This window comes from Pseudomonas sp. Leaf127, assembly GCF_001423155.1.
GTDB classification, from domain to species: domain Bacteria; phylum Pseudomonadota; class Gammaproteobacteria; order Pseudomonadales; family Pseudomonadaceae; genus Aquipseudomonas; species Aquipseudomonas ovata.
In genome coordinates this window covers 612537-637395 of record NZ_LMOA01000023.1, presented here as the reverse complement: position 1 = coordinate 637395, position 24859 = coordinate 612537, and the positions used below count along the sequence as shown (strand labels likewise).

Below are 24859 nucleotides of genomic sequence, written 5' to 3'. Positions count from 1 at the left end.
GCAGGGCCTGTCAGTCCTGCGCGTGGGTCTCCAGGTAATGATGCAGCTCCACGAACTGCTGCGTCAGCTTGTGCCGCGGGTCCATGTGCACCAGGGGCAGGTTGACCTGGTGCGACTCACGCATCTTGACCGAGGCGCTCAGGTACACCGGCAGCACCGGCAGGCCCTCGGCAATCAGTTCGTCAAGCATCTGCCTGGGCAGGCTGGCACGGGGCTGGAACTGGTTGACGATGATGCCTTCGACCTGAAGGTCCTCGTTATGATCCTCCTTGAGGTCTTCCAGCTCGCGGATCAGGCCATACAGGGCCTGGCGTGAAAAGCTGTCGCAATCGAACGGGATCAACACCTTGTGGGCGGCAATCAGGGCCGAGACCGCATAGAAGTTCAGCGCCGGCGGCGTATCGATGTAGATCCGCTCGTAATCCTCATCCAGCGCGTCGAGCAGTTTGCGCAGTTTGTTGATCTTGTGCTTGGCCTCGAGCTTGGGTTGCAGCTCGGCCAGTTCGGCCGTGGCCGTGATCACATGCAGGTTGTCATACGGCGTTTCATGGATGTCCACATGGTTCTTGCGGGCGAACGGCGCCGAGGACAGCGTGTTCTTGAAAAACTCGGCAATGCCCATCGGAATATCGTCGCCGGTCAGGCCGGTGAGGTACTGAGTCGAGTTGGCCTGGGAATCAAGATCGATCAGCAGTGTCCTATAGCCCTCGTTGGCGCTGACTGCTGCCAGATTGCAAGCGATGCTGGATTTACCCACACCGCCTTTCTGATTGAACACCACGCGACGCATGGATTGACCTCCCTGATAGGTAAAAAGCTGTAACAGGCCAGTTTGGCCAGACAAACCGATCAAGTCTAGGCGATGTATGTGACAAGTTCATGAACACGCAAGAACAGGGTGCGGTTGCAGCGATATGACTGCAATCACACGCGAACAGTGCTGTCCTGAGGTGCCCTTCAGTCGGAAACAGCGAAGCGGCGCACAGATAATGTGTAACAAATTTGCTACCGGCCACCCCCATCAGGATAATGCGCGCACTCGGTCAAAAGTCGCGCCAGGGTCGGTGTCGTTCCGGTGTCTCGGTAACGAAAGTCAGCCCGCAGGGGCGGGAAGAAAATCTTTGATCACGTTCAACATCGCACAATGGCGTGCCTGGGCTCCAGGCCTGGCAAGCGCGGATGACTGGCACCAGTGGAGCCGGAATCCGACCTTGCTGCCGGCCAGCGACGAGGCCCCCGACGTCTCGTTCCTGCCGGCCATGCAACGGCGCCGCCTGGGGCGCATGGCGCGCATGGCCTTTGCCGTGGGCTGGCCGCTGGCAGAAGGCTACGAGCCGTTGCCGCTGGTGTTCGTGTCCCGGCATGGCGAGACACCGCGAACCTTCGACATCCTGCGCGACCTGGCCGCCGACGAGCCGCTGTCACCGACCCAGTTCAGCCTGTCGGTGCATAACGCCGTCATCGGCCTGTGGTCGATCATGCGCGGTTCCACCGCTGAAATGACCGCCCTGGCGGCCGCCGGTGACGGTCTGGAGCATGGCGTGTTCGAAGCCGCGACTCTGCTGGCCGAGGGCGCCCCCGCCGTGCTGCTGGTGGTCACCGAGGAACAGCCACCGGTGGCCTATGCCCAGTGGATCGACGACGTGCCCTTTCCTTACGCCGTCGGCCTGTTGCTCACGCCCGGCAACGACTGGCAACTGACCTTGAACGCCGACGCACAGTCCGTGGCAGCCCCGCGCTGGCCGCACGCGCTGAACCTGCTGCAAGCGCTCAATACCGGGCAATCCGCCTGCCAACATCCGTGGAACAAGCGTTTATGGAACTGGCAACGCAAGCACTGAACAAGGGCCGTGACGCCTATTACTGGCGGTTGCTGGCCACCGCGATCAGCTTTGTCCTGTTCGGTATAGGCGGCCTGTGCCTGCGCCTGCTGGTATTCCCGTTGCTGGCCTGCCTGCCGGGCGACCAGGCCTGCCACCAGCGCCGTGGCCGGCGCACCATCAGTTGGCTGTTCTGGCGGTTCATCCGCCTGATGGCGCGCATGGGCGTGCTCACCTATGACGTGCGCGGCGCCGAAAAACTCGGCCGCCCGGGGCAGATGATCATCGCCAACCATCCTTCGCTGATCGACGTGGTGTTTCTCATCGGGCTGGTGCGCGACGCCAATTGCGTGGTCAAGCGCAGCCTCTGGGACAACCCCTGCACCCGCGGCCCGGTGCGCACCGCAGGTTATGTCAGCAACGACGGCAGCATGGACATGCTCGACCTTACCGTGGCAGGCCTGCAGGCAGGCCAGACGCTGATCATCTTTCCCGAAGGCACCCGCACCACGCCAGGCCAGGCACCGGCCTTTCACCGGGGCGCGGCCGCCATTGCCCTGCGCGGGGCACGCATGATCACGCCGGTGACCATCAAGGTCAGCCCCACCACGCTGACCAAGGCCGAACCCTGGTACCGCATACCGCAGCGCCGCGTACATTTCAGCCTGACCGTGGGCGCCGACATCGACCCACAGACCTTTGCCGTGCTTGGCCCGGCGCCTCTGGCGTCGCGCAAACTCAACGATTACCTGCATGACTATTTCATCAAGGAGCTCGCCGCAGATGAGCGATCTACACCGGGACATTAAGCAACTGATCATCGACGCGCTGGGGCTGGAAGACATCAGCACCCAGGACATCGGCAACGACCAGATCCTGTTCGGCGAAGGCCTGGGCCTGGACTCGGTCGACGCCCTGGAGCTGGGCCTGGCCATCCAGAAGCGCTACGGCATCAAGATCGACGCCGACGCCAAGGACACCCGTTCGCACTTCACCAGCGTCGACAGCCTCGCGGCCTTCGTCAGCGCCCGACAACCGGCCTGAGAACTGATCATGCAAACCCGTGAAGACATCTTCGAAACCCTGCGCAGCGCCCTGGTCGAGCTGTTCGAAATCGAACCGGAGCGCGTCACCCTGGACGCCAACCTGTACCAGGACCTGGAAATCGACAGCATCGATGCGGTGGACCTGATCGACCACATCAAGCGCAAGACCGGGAAAAAGATCGCCGCCGATGAGTTCAAGTCGGTGCGCACGGTCAATGACGTGGTCGAAGCAGTCTACCGGCTGGTCAACGCCGCCGCATGAAGCGGCTGATCGGCCTGCTGCTGGTGCTGGCAGGCGTGCTCTACCCGTTTGCCGTGTACGCAGGCCTTGAGCATTTCGCCCCCTGGCAGTTCGCATTGCTGCTCGGCAGCCTGTGGCTGGCCCGCGCCCTGACCGGCGAGCGCCGCCCCGGCAGCCTGGCGATGGCCCTGGTGGCCCTGGGCTTCTGCCTGCTGCTGGCACTGCTCGACAGCCCGGCGCTGCTGCGCTGGTACCCGGTGCTGATCAGCGCCTTCATGCTGTGTCTGTTCGGCGCCAGCCTGATGCGCGGCATGCCGATCGTCGAGCGCCTGGCACGGCTGAGCGAGCCCGACCTGCCCGAGGTCGCGGTGCGTTACACGCGCCAGGTGACCGGGGTGTGGTGTGCGTTTTTCCTCGGCAACGGCCTGATCGCCGCCAGCCTGACCCTGTGGGCACCGCTGCACTGGTGGGCGCTGTACACCGGGCTGATTTCCTATGGATTGATGGGCCTGCTGTTCGCAGGCGAATGGACGGTCCGCCGGCGTGTCAGAGGCGGCGCATAAAAAATGAATGACATGAACTGGTTGAATCTTGAACACCTGCTGCTTGACCCTCGACCCGACCGCCTGCTGTGCCCGCAGCCGGCGCTGAGCCATGCGCAGTTCTGCGCCCAGGCCCTGAGCGCCGCCGCCGGCCTGCAAGCGCGGGGCGTGCAGCGCCTGGCCGTGCACCTGGACGATGCCGGCGACCTGGCCATTGCGCTGTTCGCGGCCTGGCGCGCCGGCGTCAGCGTGCTGCTGCCATCGGACCTGCAAGACCAGACCCGCGAGCGCTGGAACCCGCAGGTCGACCTGTGGCTCAGCGAGCAGCCGGGCGATGCACGCCTGGCCGACCTGCTGCAGGCGCCCCTGGCCCCGGCGGCATTGGACCTGGACGCCTGCCAACTGAGCCTGTGTACCTCCGGTTCCAGCGGCGAACCCAAGCGCATCGACAAGCGCCTGCGCCAGCTGGACAACGAAGTGCGCGGCCTGGAACGCCTGTGGGGCGCCGGACTGGGCGATGCCTGCATCATCGGCAGCGTCGCGGCCCAGCATATCTACGGCTTGCTGTTCCGGGTGCTGTGGCCGTTGTGCGCCGGGCGGCCGTGGGTGCGCCGGCAACTGCCGTTCCCCGAGGACCTGCAACGCGCCAGCGCCGAGCACCGCGCCTTTGCCTGGGTGGCCAGTCCCGCGCTGCTCAAGCGCATGGGCGACAACCTCGACTGGCCGGCACTGGGCGCGGTGCGCCGGGTGTTTTCCTCTGGCGGTACCCTGCCTGAAGAGGCCGCCGCAAGCCTGCAGCAGCGCCTGGGCCAGTGGCCGACCGAAATTTTCGGCAGCTCCGAGACCGGCGGCATTGCCTGGCGCCAGGGCCAGCCGCTGTGGCAGGCCTTCGAGGGCGTGCAATTGTCGCAGGACAGCGACGGTGCCTTGCAGGTGCGTTCATCCTATCTGCCGGCCGGCCATGTCGAACCGACAGCCGACGCCGCACGCTTCGAGGCCGATGGCCGCTTTGCCTTGCTCGGCCGGCTGGACCGCATTGTCAAACTGGAAGAAAAACGAATTGCCCTGCCGGCCCTGGAACAGGCGCTGGCCGGCCACCCGTTCGTCAGCGAAGCGCGCCTGGGCGTGGTGCAGGAGCGCCGTGCCTCGCTGGGCGCGCTGGTGGTGCTCAGCGACAGCGGCCTGCATGCCTTGCGCAACCACGGCCGGCGCGCCCTGACCGAGACCCTGCGCCAGCACCTGGGCGGCCATTGCGAGCCCCTGGCCCTGCCACGGCGCTGGCGCCTGCTGTTGCAATTGCCGCTCAACGCCCAGGGCAAGCTGCCCCAGGCGCACGTTGAGGCCTTGCTGGCGGCACCGCGCGGCAAGGGCCCGGAGGTGCTGGGCCAACAGACGCTGGACGACACCTTGCACCTGGCGCTGCAAGTGCCGCCGGACCTGGCGTATTTCACCGGGCACTTCCCGAAAGTGCCGGTGCTGCCCGGTGTGGTCCAGGTCGACTGGGCCATGCAGCTGGGCCAGCGCCTGCTGGCGCTGCCGCCACGCTTTGCCGGCATGGAAGTGCTCAAGTTCCAGCAACTGGTGCGCCCCGGCGACCGCCTGAACCTGACCCTGCGCTTCGATGCCGTGCGCGGCAAACTGTATTTTGCCTACCACAACCAGGAACAGGCGCCCTGCTCCAGTGGCAGGCTCCTGCTGGAGCACGACCATGCATAAGCCCTGTGCGGTGATCCCGGTGTTCGACCACGAGCACGCCGTGCCGCATGTGGTCAAGGCCCTGCGCGACGCCGGCCTGCCCTGTGTGCTGGTCGACGACGCCAGCAGCCCGGCCTGTGCGCAGGTGTTGCAACAACTGGCCACCCAGGAATGCGTGTACCTGATCCGCCTGCCGGTCAACCAGGGCAAGGGCGGCGCGGTGATGGCCGGCTTTCATGAGGCCGCACACCTGGGGTTCAGCCATGCGTTGCAGGTCGACGCCGATGGCCAGCACGACCTCGGCGACATCGGCCGCTTTCTCGAACAGTCACGCCAGCACCCGCAGGCGCTGATCTGCGGCTACCCGCAATACGATGCCAGCGTGCCCAAGGGCCGGCTGTATGCGCGTTACCTGACCCATGTCTGGGTGTGGATCAACACCTTGTCGCTGCACATTCGCGACTCGATGTGCGGTTTTCGCGTCTACCCGCTGGCACCGGTGCTCCAGCTGATCAAGGCGGTCAATCTGGGCCGGCGCATGGATTTCGACACCGAGATCCTGGTGCGCCTGTCGTGGCGTGGCCAGCCGATGCACTGGTTGCCGACCAAGGTGCATTACCCGCAGGACGGCCTGTCGCACTTTCGCCTGTTCCATGACAACGCACTGATCTCCGGCATGCACACCAAGCTGTTCTTCGGCATGTTGTTGCGCCTGCCGGTGCTGCTGTGGCGCAAGCTCCCGCTGCTCCACAAGGCCCGCGCATGAGCCTGCCGCCCGACGAAAAGCACTGGGCCGACCGCCAGGAGCGCGGCAGCTTCGTGCTGATGAAACTTACCGCCTGGGGCGTGCGCGTACTCGGCCGACGCCTGCTCAGCCCCGTGCTGTATGGCATCGTGCTGTACTTCTTCATTTTCGGCCGCACCGCCCGGCGCAGCATCCACGAGTACCAGCAGCGCCTGGCGCACTGGAGCGGCCAGCCCGAACTGCGCCCCACCACCGCACGGGTGTTCCGTCAGTTCATGGCGTTTGCCGAAGCCCTGCTCGACAAGCTCGACGTGTGGAACGGCAAGCTGCGCATCGAACAGATCCGCATCGTCGACCCGGCGTCGTTGCGTACCCAGTTGCGCGGCGCGCGCGGGCAGATGCTGGTCGGCGCGCACTTGGGCAACCTTGAGGTGTGCCGGGCGCTGGCCGAACTGGGCGAGAAGGTCACCATGAACGTGCTGGTGCACACCAAGCATGCCGAGCGCTTCAATCGCCTGCTGGGCGAGGCCGGCGCCACCAACCTGCGCCTGGTGCAGGTCAGCGAGCTGGATCCGGCGATCATGCTGCAACTGAGCCAGCGCCTGGACGACGGCGAGTGGCTGGCAATTGCCGGCGACCGCGTGCCCTTGCATGGCGGGCGCCATGTGCAGGCGGACTTTCTCGGCGCACCGGCGGCCTTTCCGCAAGGGCCGTGGCTGCTGGCCGGGTTGCTCAAGTGTCCGGTCAACCTGTTTTTCTGCCTCAAGGACGCCCAGGGCTACCGGGTGATCCTGGAGCCGTTCACCGAGGCGGTGCAATGGAAGCGCAGCGACCGCGCCGAGGTCATCGCCCACTGGGCGGCGCGCTACGCCGAGCGCCTGGCGCACTACTGCCTGCAAGCCCCGCAGCAGTGGTTCAATTTCTACCCTTTCTGGAAGCAGCGATGACCCATCAAGTTCCCGACACCGTGACCTTCGGCGCCTTGGCGCTGAGCATCGAGCAGGTGCTGGCCGTGGCCAACCGCCAGGCGCCTGCGGCCTTGCAGGACGACGCTGACTACCGCGCCCGCATTGCCCGGGGCGCGCAGTTTCTCGACTCGCTGCTGGACAAGGAAGGCGTGATCTACGGCGTCACCACCGGCTACGGTGATTCGTGCGTGGTGGCCGTGCCCTTGCAGCATGTCGAGGCCTTGCCACGGCACCTGTACACCTTCCACGGCTGCGGCCTGGGCAAACTGCTCGACGAACGCGCCACCCGTGCGGTGCTGGCGGCACGCTTGCAGTCGCTGTGCCACGGCGTGTCGGGGGTGCGGGTCGAGCTGCTGGAGCGGTTGCAGGCGTTCCTCGAACACGACGTGCTGCCGCTGATCCCCGAAGAGGGCTCGGTGGGCGCCAGCGGCGACCTGACGCCGTTGTCCTATGTGGCTGCGACCCTGTCCGGCGAGCGCGAAGTGCTGTATCGCGGCCAGCGCCGCCCGGCCCTGGACGTGCATCGCGAACTGGGCTGGGAACCTTTGGTGCTGCGGCCCAAGGAAGCCCTGGCGCTGATGAACGGCACCGCAGTGATGACCGGCATTGCCTGCCTGGCCTTCGCCCGCGCCGACTATCTGCTGCAACTGGCCACGCGCATCACCGCCATGAATGTGGTGGCGCTGCAAGGCAACCCGGAACACTTCGACGAGCGCCTGTTCGCCGCCAAGCCGCACCCCGGCCAGATGCAGGTGGCCGCCTGGCTGCGCCAGGACCTGGCCATCGACGCCCCGACCGCACCGCTGCACCGCTTGCAGGACCGCTACTCGCTGCGCTGTGCCCCGCATGTGCTGGGCGTACTGGCCGACAGCCTGGGCTGGCTGCGCTCGTTCATCGAGACCGAGCTGAACAGCGCCAACGACAACCCGATCATCGACGGCGACCAGGAGCGCGTGCTGCACGGCGGGCACTTCTACGGCGGGCACATCGCCTTTGCCATGGACAGCCTCAAGACCCTGGTGGCCAACGTCGCCGACCTGCTCGACCGCCAGCTCGCCCTGCTGGTGGACGTGCGCTACAACCACGGCCTGCCGAGCAACCTGTCCGGCGCCAGCGCCGAGCGGGCAATGATCAACCACGGTTTCAAGGCGGTGCAGATCGGTGCCAGCGCCTGGACCGCCGAAGCCCTGAAAAACACCATGCCGGCCAGTGTGTTCTCGCGCTCCACCGAATGCCACAACCAGGACAAGGTGAGCATGGGCACCATCGCCGCCCGCGATGCGATCCGTGTGCTGGAGCTGACCGAGCAGGTCGCCGCCGCCACCCTGATCGCCGCCAACCAGGGCCTGTGGCTGCGCAGCCGGCAAGCCGATGCGCGTCCGCTGCCGCCGGCGCTGGCCGCCATGCACACACAACTGGCCGAGGATTTCCCGCCGGTCATCGATGATCGCGGCCTGGAAGGCGAACTGCGCCTGTGCCTGCAACGCATTGCCGAACGCCACTGGAGGCTGCATGCGCATTAAAGGACTGATCGACGTCGACACCGACGTGGTGGTGCCGTTTTTCGATGTCGACATGATGAACATCGTCTGGCACGGCCACTACGTCAAATACCTCGAAGTGGCGCGCTGCGCGCTGCTGGACCACATCGACCACAACTACATGCAGATGCTTGAGTCGGGCTACGGCTGGCCGGTGATCGACCTGCAACTGCGCTATGTGCGGGCGGCGGTGTTCGGCCAGAAGCTGACGGTGCGCGCCAGCCTGGTGGAATGGGAAAACCGCCTGAAGATCAACTACCTGATCAGCGACGCGGTGACCGGCGAACGCATGACCCGCGCCAGCACCGTGCAGGTGGCCGTCGATGTCGCCACCCGCGAGATGCAACTGGCCTCGCCCAAGGTGTTCATCGATGCCGTGCAGAGGGCCTTGCCATGAGGACAGCCATGCAGCGTCTGCTATTCAGCCTGGCCTTGCTGTGCGCCTCGTCACTGGCGCACGCCTTTGACTTGCAACAACTCAGCGCCCAGTTGGGCAAGCCCGCCGTGGTCGAGGGCCGTTTCAGCCAGGAGAAACACCTGCGCGCCCTGCCCCAGCCGCTGGTCAGCACCGGCAACTTCGTACTGGCCCGGGACTTCGGCCTGCTGTGGCTGCTGGAAACGCCGCTCAAGCAGGACTACCGCATCGACCAGGCCGGCATTGCCCGCCGTCAAGGGCAGACCTGGCAGTTGCTGCCGGGCAAGAGTGCCGGTGCCGAGCAGAACCGTCTGTTCCTGGCCGTGCTGCAAGGCGACAGCAGCGGGTTGCAACGCGATTTCGAGCTGCAACTGAGCGGCGACGCTCAAGCCTGGAAGCTGACCCTGATCCCGCGTTCGCTGCTGCTGCAACAGGTGTTTCGCCAGATCAATATCGACGGCGGCGAGCTGGTGCACCGCATCGAGCTGCTGGAAACCCAGGGCGACCGCACCGTGCTGAACCTGATCGACAGCCACAGCGCACCTGCGCTCAGCGATGCGCGGCGCAATGATTTCAAATCCTGAGCGCCGCCTGCCGCGCCTGTTCCTGCTGATCCTGCTCGCCGTGGTGGCGCTGGCCGGCTGGCAATGGCGTGACGGCCCGCCGCTGTCGGCCAACCTCATGGAACTGGTGCCCGGCAGCCGTCCTGACCCGCTGGAGCTGCGCGCCGAACAGCGCATGCAGGCGCCGCTGAACCGCGAAATGCTGGTGCTGGTCGGCCATGCCGAGCGCCAGCAGGCGATTGCCCTGACCCAGCGCCTGGCCGGGCAATGGCAGGCCAGCGGGTTGTTCGCCAAGGTGCAATGGAACCTGCAGGCCGACCTGCCGGCCTTGCGTACGCAACTGCTGCAAGGCCGGCTGGCGATGCTGCCGGCGGCCGACCGCCAGCAGTTGATCGAACAGCCCCAGGCGTTTATCGAGCAGCGCGTGCAGAACCTGTTCGACCCTTTTACCGGCTTCAGCCTGGTGCCCGGCCAGGACGACTGGCTGGGCCTGACCGGGCGCATCCAGAACGCACTGCCCCGTGGCGGCGCGGTGGAACCGGACCTGGCCAGCGGCGCGCTGGTGGCCCAGGCCGATGGACTGTACTGGGTGCTGCTGCGCGTGCAGACCGGCAACGATGCCTTCGACATGCAGCTGCCGACCCAGGTCGCCGCCCTGCTGGCCGAGGCGCGCACGCAAGCGGCCCAGGACGGCGGCCGGCTGCTGGCCGCCAGCGGCCTGCTGTACGCCGCCGCCGGCCAGCACCAGGCCAGCCAGGAAATCACCTGGGTCGGCGGCGGTGCCACGCTGGGCATTTTGCTGCTGTTGCTGCTGGCCTTCCGCCGCTGGCGGGTGCTGCTGGCCTTTGTGCCGGTGCTGGTGGGCATGCTGTTTGGTGCAGTGGCCTGTGTGGCGCTGTTTGGCAAGATGCATGTGATGACGCTGGTGCTGGGGTCGAGCCTGATCGGCGTGGCGGTGGATTACCCGCTGCATTATTTATCCAAAAGCTGGACGCTGAACCCCTGGCGCAGTTGGCCGGCCTTGCGCCTGACCCTGCCGGGCCTGACCCTGAGCCTGATCACCAGTTGCATCGGCTACCTGGCCCTGGCCTGGACGCCGTTCCCGGCCCTGACCCAGATCGCGGTGTTCTCCGCCGCCGGGCTGTTCGGTGCGTGGCTGGCGGCGGTGTGCCTGTTGCCGGCGCTGCTCGCCAGGGTCGAACTGCGCCCGGCGCAGTGGCCGCTGCAATTGGCCCAACGCCTGCTGGACGGGCGCGAAGCGCTGCTGGCCAGGACCGGTACGCCGCTGTTGCTGGCCCTGCTGCTGGTGTTCTGCGCCACTGGCCTGTGGCAGTTGACCACCCACAACGACATTCGCCAGTGGGTCTCGGCCCCCCAGGCCCTGACCGATGAAGCCCAGGCCATTGCCCGCATCACCGGCTTCCAGCCGACCAGCCAGTTCTTTCTGGTGCGCGCAGCCGATGAACAGCAACTGCTGGCGCGCCAGGACGCCCTGACCCAACGCCTCGACGGGCTGGTCAGCGAGCATTCGCTGCGCGGTTACATGGCCCTCAATCAATTGCTGGCGGCCCCGGCAGATCAACAAGCGCTGCGCACCGCACTGGGCCGCCTGCCTGAGTACTGGCAACCGCTGCTGGCGCTGGGCGTCACGGCCGACGCCTTGCACAACGAACTGCGCCAGTTGCAGGCGCTGCCCGAGCAGACCATCGATCAGGCCCTGGCAGGACCGGTCAGCGAACCCTGGCGCACCTTGTGGCTGGGGCATACCGATGACGGTGTGGCCGCCATCGTCAGCCTGCAAGGGCTGGGCAACCCCGCCATGCTGCACGCCCAGGCCGAGGGCCTGCCGGGTGTGAACCTGGTCGACCGGCTGGGCGCGCTCAATGGCGTGTTCGCCCAGACGCAAATCAGCGCCGCCGAACTCAAGCTGCTGTCGTGCGGGCTGATCGTGGTGCTGCTGATCGCGCCCTTCGGCCTGGGCGGTGCACTGCGCATCGTCACCCTGCCGTTGCTCGCCGCGCTGTGCAGCCTGGCCAGCCTGGGCTGGCTGGGCCAGCCACTGACCCTGTTCAGCCTGTTCGGCCTGTTGCTGGTGACCGCCATCAGCGTCGACTACGCCATACTGATGCGCGAGCAGGTCGGCGGGGCGGCGGTCAGTCTGCTCGGCACCTTGCTGGCGGCCATCACCACTTGGCTGTCGTTCGGCCTGCTGGCGCTGTCGCAGACCCCGGCCATCAGCAATTTCGGTCTGTCGGTGAGCCTGGGGCTGGTGTTCAGCTTTGTGCTGGCACCGTGGGCCAGCGCACGCCAGGCCGTGGAGAAGCATCCATGATGATCGTGCTGTTCTGGCTCATGGCCCTGCCGGCCTTTGCCGCCGCCACCTGGCTTGGCCACCGCGTGGGGCTGATTCCCATCGTCAGCCAGTTGCTGCTGGCCACCCTCGGCGTGCCGCTGTTGATGCTGCTGTGGATCGAGCCGCACTGGCAGCTCAGTGGCGCGCAACTGATCGCACCGGTCTGGCTCAAGACCCTGTACAGCCTGGCCTTCGCGCTGGTGCTGGGGCATATCCTCAGCGATGTGATCGAGGTGCGCCTGGACCGCCAGAGCCTGAAGATTGCCGTGCCCAGCTTTCTGGTGCCCTTTGCCGCAGGCCTGGCCTGCGCCGTTTGGCTGCTGCCGGCGCAGTCCTGGCTCAGCGACCTGGCCGTGGGGCTGGTGTTTGCGATCACCGCCATTCCGGTGCTGTACCTGTACCTCAAGCACATCGGCTACCCGCTGGCGGCCACGCACCGGCTGGTGCAGGCGGCGATTCTCATCGACCTGACCTGCTGGAGCCTGTTCGCCCTGGCCCAGGGCAGCCTGCACCTCAGCAGCCTGTTGTGGCCGCTGCTGATGGCCTGCGTCCCTTTGCTGCTGCGGGGGCTGGGCATCCGCCAGCCGCTGGTCTACAGCCTGGGTTTCTTTGCCTTGCTGGTGGTGGCCGAGCATTACCGGCTCAATGCGCTGATCTTCGGCATCGGCTATCTGCTGTGCATGGCGCGGCTCAAGCAGGCCTGGGTGCTGCCGATCAAGCCACAGGTGCTGAGCGCGCTGCAGAATCACCTGGCCGTGCCGCTGCTGCTGACCTTCGGCCTGGTGCAGATCAACCTGCACACCGCCCTGGGCGAGCTGAGCGCCTGGCAGGTGGCGGCGCTGATCGCCGTGCCGATCGGCGCCAAGCTGCTGGGCAACTGGCTGGGCCTGTGCTGGGCGCCGCCGTCGTTTCCCGGTGCCAGCCGCTGGCGCGAAAGCGTGCTGCTCAATATTCGCGGGCTGAGCGAGATCGTGTTTCTCAACCTGCTGCTGCAACAGCAACTGATCGGCAGCGCGCTGTACCTGGCGCTGATGCTGATGAGCCTGCTGGCGACCCTGATGCCGGCCCTGGTCGGGCTGGGTCGCAAGCCTCTTTCATTCGTCACTGCTACCGAACAACCGGTAAGGAACTCCTGTGCCAATCACTGATAAGGAACATCGCGCGGTCGTGGTCATCGGCGCCGGCCCTGCCGGCGCGATTGCCGCCGCCCTGCTCAAGCGCCGCGGCCATGACGTGCTGGTGCTTGAGCGCCAGGCCTTCCCGCGCTTTTCCATCGGCGAAAGCCTGCTGGCCCACTGCCTGGACTTCGTCGAGGAAGCCGGCATGCTCGAGGCGGTGCAGGCGGCGGGCTTTCAGTTGAAGAACGGCGCCGCCTTTGCCTTCGGCGAGCAGTACAGCGACTTCGATTTCGGCGACACCTTCACCCAGGGCAAGCCCACCACCTTCCAGGTGCAGCGCGCCAGCTTCGACCAGTTGCTGGCCGACCAGGCCGCCTTGCAGGGCGTCGAGATCCGCTACCGGCATGAGATCGTCAGCGTCGACTTCGACGCCGTACAACCGCACCTGGTCGTGCGCCGCGAAGACGGCAGCGAGTATCAGGTGCAGGCCGGCTTCGTGCTCGATGCCAGCGGTTATGGCCGGGTGCTGCCGCGCCTGCTGGACCTTGAGGCACCGTCGGACTTCCCGCTGCGCCAGGCGGTGTTCACCCACATCGAAGATCACATCCAGAGCCCGCCGTTTGATCGCAACAAGATTCTGGTCACGATTCATCCCGAGTACCGCGACGTGTGGTTCTGGTCGATCCCGTTCAGCAACGGCCGTTGCTCGATCGGCGTGGTCGCCAGCGCCGCGCGTTTCGAAGGCAAGCCCGAGGATCTGGACGCCTGCCTGCAAGCCTTCGTCGCCGAGACCCCGAGCCTGGCCAAGGTGCTGCAACACGCCGTGTGGGACACCCCGGCGCGCACCATCGGCGGCTACGCGGCCAACGTCAAATCCCTGCACGGCCCGGGCTTTGCGCTGCTGGGCAATGCCGCCGAGTTCCTGGACCCGGTGTTTTCCTCGGGCGTGACCATCGCCATGCGCTCGGCAAGCATGGCCGCCGGCCTGCTCGACCGGCAGTTGCGCGGCGAGACCGTGGACTGGGAGGCTGATTTTGCCGTGCCGCTCAAGCGTGGCGTCGACACCTTCCGCGCCTATGTCGAAGGCTGGTACGACAGCAGCTTCCAGGACGTGATCTTCTACAAGGACGCGCAACCGGACATTCGCGCCATGATCTGCTCGATCCTGGCCGGCTACGCCTGGGATGTGCGCAACCCGTTCGTCAACGAGCCCAAGCGCCGCCTGCGCATGCTGGCTGAAATCTGCGCGAGCCCGGTGGCATGAACGGGCCGTTCCTGAGCGACAGCTACGTCGAGGAAACCCGCTTCGGCCTGTGGTTCCTGCGCAGCCACACCTGGCAGTACCGGGTGCTGCGCGTGGCCATTCATGATTTGCGCGGGCTGTTCAGTGAGCCCCTGCCGGCCAACGCGGTATTGCTCGATGCCGGCTGCGGCCAGGGTAAATCGTTTCGTTACCTGAATGAGGTGTTCAAGCCGGCCCGGATCATCGGCGTCGATGCCGACCCGCACAGCCTGACGCAGAGCCGTGAAGAGGCCGAGCGCCTGGGCTTGCAGGTGGAGTTGATCGGCAGCGACTGCGCGTCCCTGAACCTCCCCGATGCCAGCGTCGACTTGCTGTTCTGCCACCAGACCTTTCACCATCTGGTGGAGCAGGAACAGGCCCTGGCCGAGTTCTACCGGGTGCTCAAGCCCGGTGGTTATTTGCTGTTTGCCGAGTCCACCGAGGCCTATATCGACACCTGGGTGATCCGCTGGCTGTTCCGCCATCCCATGCATGTGCAGAAAAGCGCGGCGCAGTACCTGGATATGCTGCGCACCCAGGGCTTGCAGTTCGGACCGGCCAACGTCTCCTACCCGTACCTGTGGTGGAGCCGCAGCCAGGACTTCGGCCTGCTGGAGCGCCTGAAACTGCGCAAGCCCAAGCCCTTTGGCCAGCGTGAAGAAACCCTGGTCAACGTGGTGGCGCGCAAACCGCTGACGCGAGGCGCCGCATGATGCGCCTTGTATGGCTGAGCCTGTTGCTGCTGGCCGGTTGCGCCCGCCAGGCGCCGTTGCCCGAAGGCCTGCCGACCCTGGCGCTGCCGCAGCAATGGCATGTGCAGCGCGAGCTGGCCGCCGAGCAGCAGGACTGGCTGTTGATCGTGCAGCAGGAAGGCACCGCACTGCGCTGGTCGATGATGGACCCGCTGGGTATCCCGCAGGCCCGTCAGCGCCTGGTCGATGGCCAGTGGCAAGCCGACGGGCTGTTGCCGCCCAATGCCGAGGCCCGTGAGCTGTTCGCGGCGCTGTTGTTCGCCCTGACCCCCGACCGCGAACTGGCCGCCCGCTACCCGGCCGCCAGCCGCCAGGGCATGCAGCGACGCCTGGACGGGCGCTGGGTCGTCGATTACCGCTCGCCACGGGTGTTTACCCTGAGCCTGGCCCAGGGCCTGCGCTATCACATCACCCCCTTGAACGACGGAAACACGCCATGACCGCCTACCTCAATGACCTGGGCCTGGTCTGCGCGCTGGGCAATGACTGCGCCGAGGTGGCGCGCAAGCTGTTTGCCGGCGACTGTAGCGGCATGCAGGTGCAAGGTGACTGGGTCACCGGGCAGCCGTTGCCGGTCGGCGCCATCCATTGTGACCTGCCGCCGATGCCTGAAGCGCTGGGCGCGCAAAGCCGCAATAACCAGCTGTTGCTGGCCGCGGCCTTGCAGATCGAAGCGCCGGTTCGCACCGCCATCACGCGCTACGGCGCCGGGCGTGTCGGCGTCATTCTGGGCACCAGCACCTCGGGCATCGACGAAGCCAGCCGCAGCATGGGCACCTGGCTGCGTGACCAGAGCTTCCCGGCGCATTACGACTACCGCCAGCAGGAACTCGGCGCACCGGCCAGCTTCCTGGCGCAATGGCTGGACCTCAGTGGCCCCGCCTACGTGATCTCCACGGCCTGCACCTCCAGCGCCCGGGCCTTGCTCAGCGCCCGCCGCGCCCTGGACCTGGGCCTGTGCGATGCGGTGCTGTGCGGCGGCGTCGACAGCCTGTGCAAGCTGACGCTCAATGGCTTCAATGCCCTTGAGGCGGTCTCCGGGCAGCGTTGCAACCCGTTCTCGGTCAACCGCGACGGCATCAATATCGGTGAAGCCGCCGTGGTGTTCCTGATGACCCGCGAGCCGAGCGCCAGCCACTCGATTGCCTTGCTGGGCGCCGGCGCCAGCAGCGATGCGCACCATATTTCCGCCCCCGAACCCAGCGGCCGTGGCGCCCGCGAAGCCATGCAACGGGCCCTGGACAGCGCCGGCCTCAACGCTGGCCAGATCGATTACCTGAACCTGCACGGCACCGCCACCCAGCACAACGACGCCATGGAAAGCCTGGCGGTGCAGGCGTTGTTCCCGCACGGTGTGCCCTGCTCATCCACCAAGCCGTTGAGCGGCCACACCTTGGGCGCCGCCGGGGCACTGGAGGCGGCCTTCTGCTGGCTGAGCCTGAGCGCCGACAACCCGGACGGCGCTTTGCCGCCGCATATCTGGGACGGTCAGGCCGACCCGCAGCTGCCCGCCCTGCACTGGGCCGGGCCGCAGGCCCGCCTGCCCGTTGCCACCCCGCGCCGCCTGATGAGCAACTCGTTTGCCTTCGGTGGCAATAACATCAGCCTGATTATCGGAGACGCCGCATGATCGCCTGGCCGGTTGCCGAACTCCTGCCCCACGCGGCCGACATGATCCTGATCGATCAGGTGCTGGCCTTCGATGACGACAGTATCCAGACCCGCGTGACCGTGCGCGCCGATGGCCTGCTCAATACCGCCGACGGCCACCTGCCGGCTTGGGTCGGCATCGAGCTGATGGCCCAGAGCGTGGCCGCCTTTGCCGGCTGCCAGGCGCGCCAGCGCGGCGAACCGGTGCAACTGGGCTTTCTGCTCGGTACGCGCAAATACGAATGCACGGTCGATCACTTTCCGGCCGGCAGTGAACTGACACTCCACGCCCTGCGCACCTTGCAGGACGACAACGGCATGGGGGTGTTCGAGTGCCGCCTCAGCGGCCCGGACCTTGAGGCCTTTGCCCGCCTGAGCGTGTATTGCCCGCCCAACGCCGCCGATTATCTGAATGAGGACGCCGCACATGACTGAATCGATCCTGGTCACCGGCTCCAGCCGTGGCATCGGCCGGGCCATCGCCCTGCGCCTGGCGCAGGCCGGCTTTGACCTGGTCCTGCACTGCCGCAGCGGCCGGCAGGACGCCGACGCCGTGCAGGCCGAAATACTCGCCCTGGGCCGCCAGGCCCGGGTGCTGCAATTCGATGTGTCTGATCGAGAAGCGTGTCGCACGGCGCTGGAACAGGACGTCGAGGCCCACGGCGCCTATTACGGTGTGGTGCTCAATGCCGGGCTGACCCGCGACGGCGCCTTTCCGGCGCTCAGCGAAGACGACTGGGACACGGTACTGCGCACCAACCTGGACGGTTTCTATAACGTGCTGCATCCGCTGACCATGCCGATGATCCGCCGCCGCGCAGCCGGGCGCATTGTCTGCATCACTTCGGTGTCGGGGCTGATCGGCAACCGTGGTCAGGTCAACTACAGCGCCTCCAAGGCCGGCCTGATCGGCGCGGCCAAGGCCCTGGCCATCGAGCTGGCCAAGCGCAGGATCACGGTCAACTGCGTGGCCCCGGGATTGATCGACACGGCGATGCTCGACGAGAACGTGCCGGTGGAAGAACTGATGAAGATGATCCCGGCACAGCGCATGGGCACCCCGGAAGAAGTCGCCGGCGCGGTGAATTTCCTGATGTCGGCCGAAGCCGCCTACATCACCCGCCAGGTCCTGGCCGTCAATGGGGGGTTGTGCTGATGAAACGCGTGGTCGTCACCGGCATGGCCGGTATCACCTCCCTGGGCAGCGACTGGACCAGCATCGAGGCCAGTTTCAGCGCCAGCCGCAGTGGCATCCGCTACATGAGCGAATGGGACCGCTTCGGCGAACTCAACACCCGCCTGGCCGGCCCCGTGGATGATTTCGCCGTGCCCGGGCACTGGACGCGCAAGCAGTTGCGCAGCATGGGCCGGGTGTCACGCATGGCCGTGGCGGCTTCCGAGCAGGCCCTGCGCGATGCCGGGCTGCTGGGTGACCCGATCATCCGCGACGGGCGCATGGGCACCGCCTGCGGCTCGTCCACCGGCAGTACCGAGGACATCAAGGCGTTCGGCAACATGCTGCTCAACTCGGTGGCCGAGGGCCTCAATGCCAATTCGTATGTGCGCATGATGCCGCACACCACCGCGGCCAATATCAGCATTTTCTTCGGCCTGACCGGGCGCCTGATCCCGACGTCCAGCGCCTGCACCAGCGGCAGCCAGGGCATCGGCTATGCCTACGAGTCGATCAAGTTCGGTCGCCTGCCCCTGATGCTGGCCGGCGGCGCCGAAGAGTTGTGCCCGACCGAGGCCATGGTCTTTGACGCGCTGTATGCCACCAGCCTGAAAAACGACGCACCGCACACCAGCCCCAGCCCCTACGACGCCGGCCGCGATGGCCTTGTGATCGGCGAAGGCGCCGGCATGCTGGTGCTTGAAGAACTCGAACACGCCCTGGCCCGTGGCGCACACATCCATGCCGAGATCGTCGGCTTTGGCAGCAACGCCGACGGCGCCCACAGCACCCGTCCCGAGCAGGTGACCATGCGCCGCGCCATGGAGCTGGCCCTGCAGGATGCCGGCCTGCCGCCCGAGGCGATCGGCTACGTCAACGGCCACGGCACCGCCACCGAACAGGGCGACATCGCCGAGACCCTGGCAACCAGCGAACTGTTCGGCCCGCGCATGCCGATCAGTTCACAGAAAAGCTTTCTGGGCCATACATTGGGGGCCTGTGGGGCACTTGAGTCGTGGTTCAGCATCGAAATGCTCAACCGCGACCGCTACATTCACACGCTGAACCTGCAGACGGTCGACCCGCAGTGCGGTGCGCTGGATTACCTGAGCGGCGCGCCACGGGTCATGAGCCACGAATACGTGATGAACAACAATTTCGCTTTTGGCGGGGTCAACACGTCGTTGATTTTCCGTCGCTGGGCCTGAAGCCCATTTTCAAGGAGATGAACCATGCACATGAAATCCTGGATCGCAGGCGCTGCCATCGCATTGAGCGTTTTGCCAGCCGTCAGCCAGGCACGTGACACCATGATGCTGCTGCCCTTCGACAAGGTCGTCCAGCAGATGACCCAGGAAGGCAAGCTGGACGGCAGCGTCAGGTTCTACCTGGCCGGTGTGCAGCCACGCGGCAAGGTCACGGTGCTGAGCGCCAATGCCGTTACCAACAAGAAGACCAATGCCTTCAACAAGACCGACCCCGAAGCCTGCGAATGGGTGCTGCAATCGGCCATCCTGCAACTGAACGAAGCCGCCAAGGGCGCCGGGGCCAATGCGGTGACCAATATCGCCAGCTACTACAAGAAGATCGAGCGCAAGGACCCGGTGAACTTCGAATGCCACGTGGGCGCGATCATTGCCGGCGTAGCACTCAAGGGCGACCTCAGCAAGGTGAATTGAGGCCTTCCGTGGAAACGCCATCACGCCGTTGACACCCGCCGTACCTGTTTGCAACTGGTGTTGTAGGAGCGCGCTCTGCCCGCGACCGGCTGCGCCAGCAGTCGTAAATTTGCAGCGTTTTGCAGATTTAAAGTCGTAAATTGCAGCGTTTCCGMGATTTTGCGAGCGCTRCGCACTCGGTCGCGGGCAAGCGCGCTCCTACACGCGCCAAGACCGCAGGTGATTGCCTATAGGGTGTTCGGGCGAACGGTGGCCAGGGCGGCGAAAGCCCGGGCCATCGGTGATTGTTCGTCCTTGCGCTGCACCAGCCAGATCGGGCTGGTGGCGCCGGGGTCGAGCAGGGGGCGGAAGGCCACGCCTTCGATCCGCACCCGCTGGTAGGACGCCGGCAATATGGTCACCCCCAGCCCCGCCGCCACCAGGCCGATGATGGTCATCGGCTCCCCTGCTTCCTGGGTCACCAACGGGTTGTAACCCGCCGCCCGTGCCAGACCCATCACCTGGGCATACAAGCCGCTGCCATAGGTGCGCGGGAAGAACACGAAGGGTTCAAGCGCCAGTTCCGCCATGTACACGCCATGCTCGCCGCGCACCACCAGCGGATGGTCGGCACGCAGGAACGCCACCAGCGGGTCGCGCAGGATCTCGATGGCCAGCAGCGTGTCCGGCAATGGCAGCGGACGCATGATGCCCACATGCAGGCGGCCGTGTTCAAGCTGCTCGACCACGTCCTGGCTGATCATTTCCTGCAACGACAGGTGCACCGCCGGGTACGCCTGGCGGAAGTTGAAAATCGCCTTGGGAATACTGGAAATGAACGGCGCCGAGGCGGTAAAGCCGATCTTCAGTTCACCTATTTCGCCCAACTGCGCACGCCGCGCCACATCGGCGGCCTTGTCGACCTGTGCCATTACCAGGCGGGCCTCGTCGAGAAACAGCCGGCCGGCCTCGCTCAACTCGACCCGGCGGTTGGTGCGTTCGAACAGCCGGGCCCCCAGTTCCTGCTCCAGCGCCTGGATCTGCTGGCTCAAGGGCGGCTGAGAAATGCCCAGGGCCTGGGCGGCACGGCCGAAATGCAACTCTTCGGCCACGGCAATGAAGTAACGCAGATGACGCAGTTCCATGGAACCTCTAATTGAGTCGTAAAAACTATCAAACAGGTCGAACAATATATTGGATGGAATGATTAGCGGGCTATATGCTTTTTTGCATGCCAGTTTGTCGCACCCCGAGGTCCATCGTGAAACCTGCTCCCGCGCCGCTCTCAACCCAATCTGTACCGCATGCCACACCGGCAAGCGTTGCCGAGCCCACGACCTATATCGAAAAGGGCACAGCGGCGTTCAAACGCACGGTGCTGGCGATGTTTGCCGGCGGCTTTGCCACCTTTGCCCTGCTGTATTGCGTGCAGCCGATGATGCCGAGGTTGTCGCAGGAGTTCGCGATCAGCCCGACCCAGACCAGCCTGGTGCTGTCGATCTCGACCGTCATGCTCGCCTTTGGCCTGCTGATCACCGGACCCATCTCCGACCGCTTGGGGCGCAAGTCGGTGATGGTGCTGGCGCTGCTGTGCGCGGCCGTGGCCACCCTGGCCAGCGCGCTGATGCCCAGCTGGGACACCCTGCTGGTGACCCGCGCCCTGGTCGGCCTGTCATTGAGCGGCCTGGCGGCGGTGGCGATGACCTACCTGAGCGAAGAAATCCACCCCACGCACCTCGGGCTGGCGATGGGCCTGTACATTGCCGGCAGCGCGGTGGGTGGCATGTCCGGGCGGTTGATCCTGGGGGTGTTGATCGACTACGTGAACTGGCACGTCGCCCTGCTGATCATCGGTGGCCTGGCGCTGATGGCGGCGGCGGCGTTCTGGCGCCTGCTGCCTGAGTCGCGCAACTTCCGCCCGCGCTCGCTGCACCCGCGCAGCCTGCTCGAAGGCTTTGTCGTGCAGTTTCGCGACACCGGCCTGCCGCTGTTGTTTCTGGTGGGTTTCCTGATCATGGGCGCCTCGGTGACCTTGTTCAACTACATCGCCTACCGCTTCCTGGAAGCGCCCTACCACCTCAGCCAGGCCGTGGTCGGGCTGTTTTCGGTGGTCTACCTGTCGGGCATCTACAGCTCGGCGAAGATCGGCGCCCTGGCCGATACCCTGGGTCGGCGCAAGGTGCTGTGGGCGGTCATCGTGCTGATGCTGGCCGGCCTGGGCCTGACCCTGTTCGAGCCGCTGGCGGTGGTGATCGTCGGCGTGCTGATCTTCACCTTCGGCTTTTTCGGCGCCCACTCGGTGGCCAGCAGCTGGGTCGGCCGCCGCGCCACCCGCGCCCGCGGCCAGGCCGCCTCGCTGTACCTGTTCTGCTACTACGCCGGCTCCAGCGTGGCCGGCACCGGCGGCGGGGTGTTCTGGCACTACGCCGGGTGGAACGGCATCGGGTTGTTCATCGGCTTGCTGTTGCTCGCGGCACTGGTCGTGGCATTGCGGCTGGCGCGGTTGCAGCCGTTGGGCGGTGCCCAATCCTGAAAGCCCTGACGCCAGGACGGCCATGACGCAGACAAAAACGCCCGGCAAAAGCCGGGCGTTTTTACAGGATCGGTCGCTGATCAGCCGTGGTATTGCGCCGACAGTTCGTGCACCGCTTCGATGAAGGCACCGGCGTTGGCCGGGTCCACTTCCGGGGTGATGCCGTGGCCGAGGTTGAACACGTGGCCGGTGCCGTGGCCATAGCTGGCCAGGATGCGTGCCACTTCCTGGCGAATGGCCGTCGGGTTGGCGTAGAGCACGGTGGGGTCCATGTTGCCTTGCAGCGCGACCTTGTCGCCGACCCGGGCGCGGGCCTGGCCGATGTCGCAGGTCCAGTCCAGGCCCAGGGCGTCGGCACCGGCGTCGGCGATGCTTTCCAGCCACAGGCCGCCGCCCTTGGTGAACAGGATGACCGGCACCTGGCGACCGTCGTGCTCGCGGATCAGGCCGCTGACGATCTTGCGCATGTAGGCCAGGGAGAATTCCTGGTAGGCCGCCGACGACAGGCTGCCGCCCCAGCTGTCGAAAATCTGCACGGCCTGGGCGCCGGCGCGGATCTGGCCGTTGAGGTAGGCGGTGACCGACTGGGCCAGCTTGTCGAGCAGCAGGTGCATGGCCTGCGGGTTGTCGTAGAGCATGGCCTTGGACTTGCGGAAGTCCTTGGAAGAACCGCCTTCGACCATGTAGGTCGCCAGTGTCCACGGGCTGCCGGAAAAGCCGATCAGCGGCACACGGCCATTGAGTTCGCGGCGGATGGTGCTGACCGCGTCCATCACGTAGCCCAGGTCCTGGTGCGCATCGGGAATCGGCAGGGCCTCGATGTCGGCCAGGGTGCTGACGGTCTTCTTGAAGCGCGGGCCTTCGCCGGTCTCGAAATACAGGCCCAGGCCCATGGCATCGGGGATGGTCAGGATGTCGGAGAACAGGATCGCCGCGTCCAGCGGGTAGCGTTCCAGCGGTTGCAGGGTGACTTCGCAGGCGAACGCAGGGTTCATGCACAGGCTCATGAAGTCGCCGGCCCTGGCGCGGCTGGCGCGGTACTCCGGCAGGTAGCGGCCGGCCTGGCGCATCATCCAGACCGGGGTCACATCCACGGGTTGCTTGAGCAGGGCACGAAGGAAACGGTCGTTCTTCAGGGCAGTCATGTCGGCATCCGCGATAAAAGTGCCGGCATTTTCTCAGAGCGGGACGCAAAAGGCACGGCGAGAGCCATGCCTTTTGTCTATCGTGGCGTTTTGTCGCAGTGAGACACCGGACAACCGCGTCGTCCGCTTACAGGCCCAGGTAGTCCAGGATCCCTTCGGCGGCGTTGCGGCCTTCGAAGATCGCCGTCACCACCAGGTCCGAACCGCGCACCATGTCGCCACCGGCGAAGATCTTCGGGTTGCTGGTCTGGTGCTTGAACTGGCCCTGCTCCGGGGCCACGACGCGGCCCTGGCTGTCGGTCTGGATCTGGAACTGCTCGAACCACGGCGCCGGGCTCGGGCGGAAGCCGAACGCGATGACCACGGCGTCGGCCGGGATGATCTCTTCGGAACCGGGGATCGGCTCGGGGCTGCGACGGCCACGGGCATCAGGCTCGCCCAGGCGGGTTTCGACCACCTTGACGCCTTCGACCTTGTCCTCGCCGACAATGGCGATCGGCTGGCGGTTGTAGAGGAACTTCACGCCCTCTTCCTTGGCGTTCTTCACTTCCTTGCGCGAGCCGGGCATGTTCTCTTCGTCACGGCGATAGGCACAGGTCACCGCCTTGGCGCCCTGGCGAATCGAGGTGCGGTTGCAGTCCATCGCGGTGTCGCCGCCGCCCAGGACCACAACCTTCTTGCCCTTCATGTCGATGAAGTCTTCCGGGGCCTTTTCAAAGCCCAGGTTGCGGTTGACGTTGGCGATCAGGAAATCCAGCGCGTCATACACGCCCGGCAGGTCTTCGCCGGCAAAGCCGCCCTTCATGTAGGTGTAGGTGCCCATGCCCATGAACACGGCGTCGTATTCGGCCAGCAACTGGTCAACTGTGACGTCCTTGCCGACTTCGGTGTTGAGGCGGAACTCGATGCCCATGCCGGTGAACACTTCACGGCGATGGCTGAGCACGCTCTTTTCCAGCTTGAACTCAGGGATGCCGAAGGTCAGCAGGCCACCGATTTCCGGGTTCTTGTCGAACACCACCGGGGTCACGCCGCTGCGCACCAGCACGTCAGCGCAGCCCAGGCCCGCCGGGCCCGCACCGATGATGGCCACGCGTTTGCCGGTGGGCACCACGCGCGACATGTCCGGACGCCAGCCCATGGCGAAAGCGGTGTCGGTGATGTACTTCTCGACCGAACCGATGGTCACCGCGCCAAAACCGTCGTTCAGGGTGCAGGCACCCTCGCACAGGCGGTCTTGCGGGCAGACGCGGCCGCAGACTTCCGGCAGGGTGTTGGTCTGGTGCGACAGCTCGGCGGCGGCCAGGATGTTGCCTTCGGAGACCAGCTTGAGCCAGTTGGGAATGAAGTTGTGCACCGGGCACTTCCATTCGCAATACGGGTTGCCGCAACCCAGGCAGCGGTGGGCCTGGTCGACGGACTGCTGGGGCTTGAAGGGTTCGTAGATTTCCACGAACTCTTTCTTGCGCTGACGCAGCAGCTTCTTCTTCGGATCTTTACGTCCGACATCAAGGAACTGGAAGTCGTTACTCAGACGTTCAGCCATTTTTTGCCCCTCAGGGCAGCTTCAAGCGATGGGCCTGGAGCTGCAAGAATCACGTTCTAATCAAGTGCAATC

The 24859-nt window shown here is 65.8% G+C and carries 25 protein-coding genes and 1 pseudogene; 22 read left to right on the top strand and 4 right to left on the bottom strand.

Annotated features, from left to right (window positions below):
• Positions 1-10: 10 nt before the first annotated feature.
• A complete protein-coding gene (locus tag ASF84_RS23965) occupies positions 11-790 on the bottom strand; it encodes a ParA family protein (RefSeq protein ID WP_056841358.1) in 780 nt (259 codons plus the stop codon).
• A gap of 331 nt (positions 791-1121) precedes the next feature.
• On the opposite strand from ASF84_RS23965, the gene ASF84_RS23960 reads away from it, so the two are divergent.
• From ASF84_RS23960 to ASF84_RS23860, 21 genes and pseudogenes are all read left to right on the top strand, one after another.
• Positions 1122-1841 carry a beta-ketoacyl synthase chain length factor gene (locus ASF84_RS23960; RefSeq protein ID WP_056841357.1) on the top strand — a complete coding sequence of 240 codons (720 nt, stop codon included), beginning with the start codon at positions 1122-1124 and terminating at the stop codon, positions 1839-1841.
• Positions 1817-2629: a lysophospholipid acyltransferase family protein gene (locus tag ASF84_RS23955; RefSeq protein WP_056841356.1), complete on the top strand. Its 813-nt coding sequence runs from the start codon at positions 1817-1819 to the stop codon at positions 2627-2629. Before ASF84_RS23960 ends, ASF84_RS23955 begins: the two co-directional genes overlap by 25 nt.
• On the top strand, positions 2604-2864 hold the full coding sequence (locus tag ASF84_RS23950; RefSeq protein WP_056841355.1) for a phosphopantetheine-binding protein: 261 nt from the start codon (positions 2604-2606) through the stop codon (positions 2862-2864). The genes ASF84_RS23955 and ASF84_RS23950 overlap by 26 nt, the downstream gene beginning before the upstream one ends.
• Before the next feature lie 9 nt (positions 2865-2873).
• On the top strand, positions 2874-3128 hold the full coding sequence (locus tag ASF84_RS23945; RefSeq protein ID WP_056841354.1) for an acyl carrier protein: 255 nt from the start codon (positions 2874-2876) through the stop codon (positions 3126-3128).
• Entirely contained in the window at positions 3125-3670 is a 546-nt protein-coding gene (locus ASF84_RS23940) for a hypothetical protein (RefSeq protein WP_056841353.1), read from the top strand. Before ASF84_RS23945 ends, ASF84_RS23940 begins: the two co-directional genes overlap by 4 nt.
• A gap of 12 nt (positions 3671-3682) precedes the next feature.
• Positions 3683-5365, top strand: coding sequence for an acyl-CoA synthetase family protein (locus ASF84_RS23935; RefSeq protein ID WP_056841352.1), 1683 nt, complete (start codon positions 3683-3685; stop codon positions 5363-5365).
• A complete protein-coding gene (locus ASF84_RS23930; RefSeq protein ID WP_056841351.1) occupies positions 5358-6110 on the top strand; it encodes a glycosyltransferase family 2 protein in 753 nt (250 codons plus the stop codon). The genes ASF84_RS23935 and ASF84_RS23930 overlap by 8 nt, the downstream gene beginning before the upstream one ends.
• Positions 6107-7049 (top strand): annotated as a pseudogene (locus tag ASF84_RS23925) (LpxL/LpxP family acyltransferase); the annotation flags it as partial. The gene ASF84_RS23930 and the pseudogene ASF84_RS23925, both read left to right, overlap by 4 nt.
• The gene (locus ASF84_RS23920) at positions 7033-8580 is read left to right on the top strand and encodes an HAL/PAL/TAL family ammonia-lyase (protein ID WP_056841349.1); all 1548 of its coding nucleotides are present in this window, start codon (positions 7033-7035) and stop codon (positions 8578-8580) included. The pseudogene ASF84_RS23925 and the gene ASF84_RS23920, both read left to right, overlap by 17 nt.
• Complete coding sequence (locus tag ASF84_RS23915) at positions 8570-8995, top strand: acyl-CoA thioesterase (RefSeq protein WP_056841348.1); 426 nt, start codon at positions 8570-8572, stop codon at positions 8993-8995. Before ASF84_RS23920 ends, ASF84_RS23915 begins: the two co-directional genes overlap by 11 nt.
• Positions 8996-9003: 8 nt before the next feature.
• A complete protein-coding gene (locus ASF84_RS23910; RefSeq protein WP_122703042.1) occupies positions 9004-9597 on the top strand; it encodes an outer membrane lipoprotein carrier protein LolA in 594 nt (197 codons plus the stop codon).
• A complete protein-coding gene (locus ASF84_RS23905) occupies positions 9581-11908 on the top strand; it encodes an MMPL family transporter (protein WP_056841346.1) in 2328 nt (775 codons plus the stop codon). The genes ASF84_RS23910 and ASF84_RS23905 overlap by 17 nt, the downstream gene beginning before the upstream one ends.
• Positions 11905-13077 (top strand): hypothetical protein, encoded by a 1173-nt coding sequence (locus ASF84_RS23900; RefSeq protein WP_056841345.1) that lies wholly within the window; start codon positions 11905-11907, stop codon positions 13075-13077. The genes ASF84_RS23905 and ASF84_RS23900 overlap by 4 nt, the downstream gene beginning before the upstream one ends.
• Positions 13064-14311, top strand: coding sequence for an NAD(P)/FAD-dependent oxidoreductase (locus ASF84_RS23895; RefSeq protein ID WP_056841344.1), 1248 nt, complete (start codon positions 13064-13066; stop codon positions 14309-14311). Before ASF84_RS23900 ends, ASF84_RS23895 begins: the two co-directional genes overlap by 14 nt.
• A complete protein-coding gene (locus ASF84_RS23890) occupies positions 14308-15042 on the top strand; it encodes a class I SAM-dependent methyltransferase (protein ID WP_056841343.1) in 735 nt (244 codons plus the stop codon). Before ASF84_RS23895 ends, ASF84_RS23890 begins: the two co-directional genes overlap by 4 nt.
• Complete coding sequence (locus ASF84_RS23885; RefSeq protein ID WP_056841342.1) at positions 15039-15521, top strand: hypothetical protein; 483 nt, start codon at positions 15039-15041, stop codon at positions 15519-15521. The genes ASF84_RS23890 and ASF84_RS23885 overlap by 4 nt, the downstream gene beginning before the upstream one ends.
• On the top strand, positions 15518-16711 hold the full coding sequence (locus ASF84_RS23880) for a beta-ketoacyl-[acyl-carrier-protein] synthase family protein (RefSeq protein WP_056841341.1): 1194 nt from the start codon (positions 15518-15520) through the stop codon (positions 16709-16711). Before ASF84_RS23885 ends, ASF84_RS23880 begins: the two co-directional genes overlap by 4 nt.
• Complete coding sequence (locus ASF84_RS23875) at positions 16708-17166, top strand: ApeP family dehydratase (protein ID WP_056841340.1); 459 nt, start codon at positions 16708-16710, stop codon at positions 17164-17166. The genes ASF84_RS23880 and ASF84_RS23875 overlap by 4 nt, the downstream gene beginning before the upstream one ends.
• Positions 17159-17887: a 3-oxoacyl-ACP reductase FabG gene (fabG, locus tag ASF84_RS23870; RefSeq protein WP_056841339.1), complete on the top strand. Its 729-nt coding sequence runs from the start codon at positions 17159-17161 to the stop codon at positions 17885-17887. The genes ASF84_RS23875 and fabG overlap by 8 nt, the downstream gene beginning before the upstream one ends.
• On the top strand, positions 17887-19113 hold the full coding sequence (locus ASF84_RS23865) for a beta-ketoacyl-ACP synthase (RefSeq protein ID WP_056841338.1): 1227 nt from the start codon (positions 17887-17889) through the stop codon (positions 19111-19113). Before fabG ends, ASF84_RS23865 begins: the two co-directional genes overlap by 1 nt.
• Positions 19114-19137: 24 nt before the next feature.
• Positions 19138-19584, top strand: a complete 447-nt coding sequence (locus ASF84_RS23860) for a hypothetical protein (protein WP_056841337.1) — start codon at positions 19138-19140, stop codon at positions 19582-19584.
• A gap of 227 nt (positions 19585-19811) precedes the next feature.
• Here ASF84_RS23860 and ASF84_RS23855 read toward each other — a convergent pair whose 3' ends face one another.
• Positions 19812-20708 carry a LysR family transcriptional regulator gene (locus tag ASF84_RS23855; RefSeq protein ID WP_056841336.1) on the bottom strand — a complete coding sequence of 299 codons (897 nt, stop codon included), beginning with the start codon at positions 20706-20708 and terminating at the stop codon, positions 19812-19814.
• A gap of 116 nt (positions 20709-20824) precedes the next feature.
• Between ASF84_RS23855 and ASF84_RS23850 the strand changes: the two genes are divergently transcribed.
• A complete protein-coding gene (locus ASF84_RS23850; protein WP_056841335.1) occupies positions 20825-22096 on the top strand; it encodes an MFS transporter in 1272 nt (423 codons plus the stop codon).
• An 80-nt stretch (positions 22097-22176) separates the two neighbouring features.
• Here ASF84_RS23850 and hemE read toward each other — a convergent pair whose 3' ends face one another.
• Positions 22177-23241: a uroporphyrinogen decarboxylase gene (gene hemE, locus ASF84_RS23845; protein ID WP_056841334.1), complete on the bottom strand. Its 1065-nt coding sequence runs from the start codon at positions 23239-23241 to the stop codon at positions 22177-22179.
• Between the two features lie 127 nt (positions 23242-23368).
• Positions 23369-24787: an FAD-dependent oxidoreductase gene (locus tag ASF84_RS23840; RefSeq protein ID WP_056841333.1), complete on the bottom strand. Its 1419-nt coding sequence runs from the start codon at positions 24785-24787 to the stop codon at positions 23369-23371.
• Positions 24788-24859: the final 72 nt, after the last annotated feature.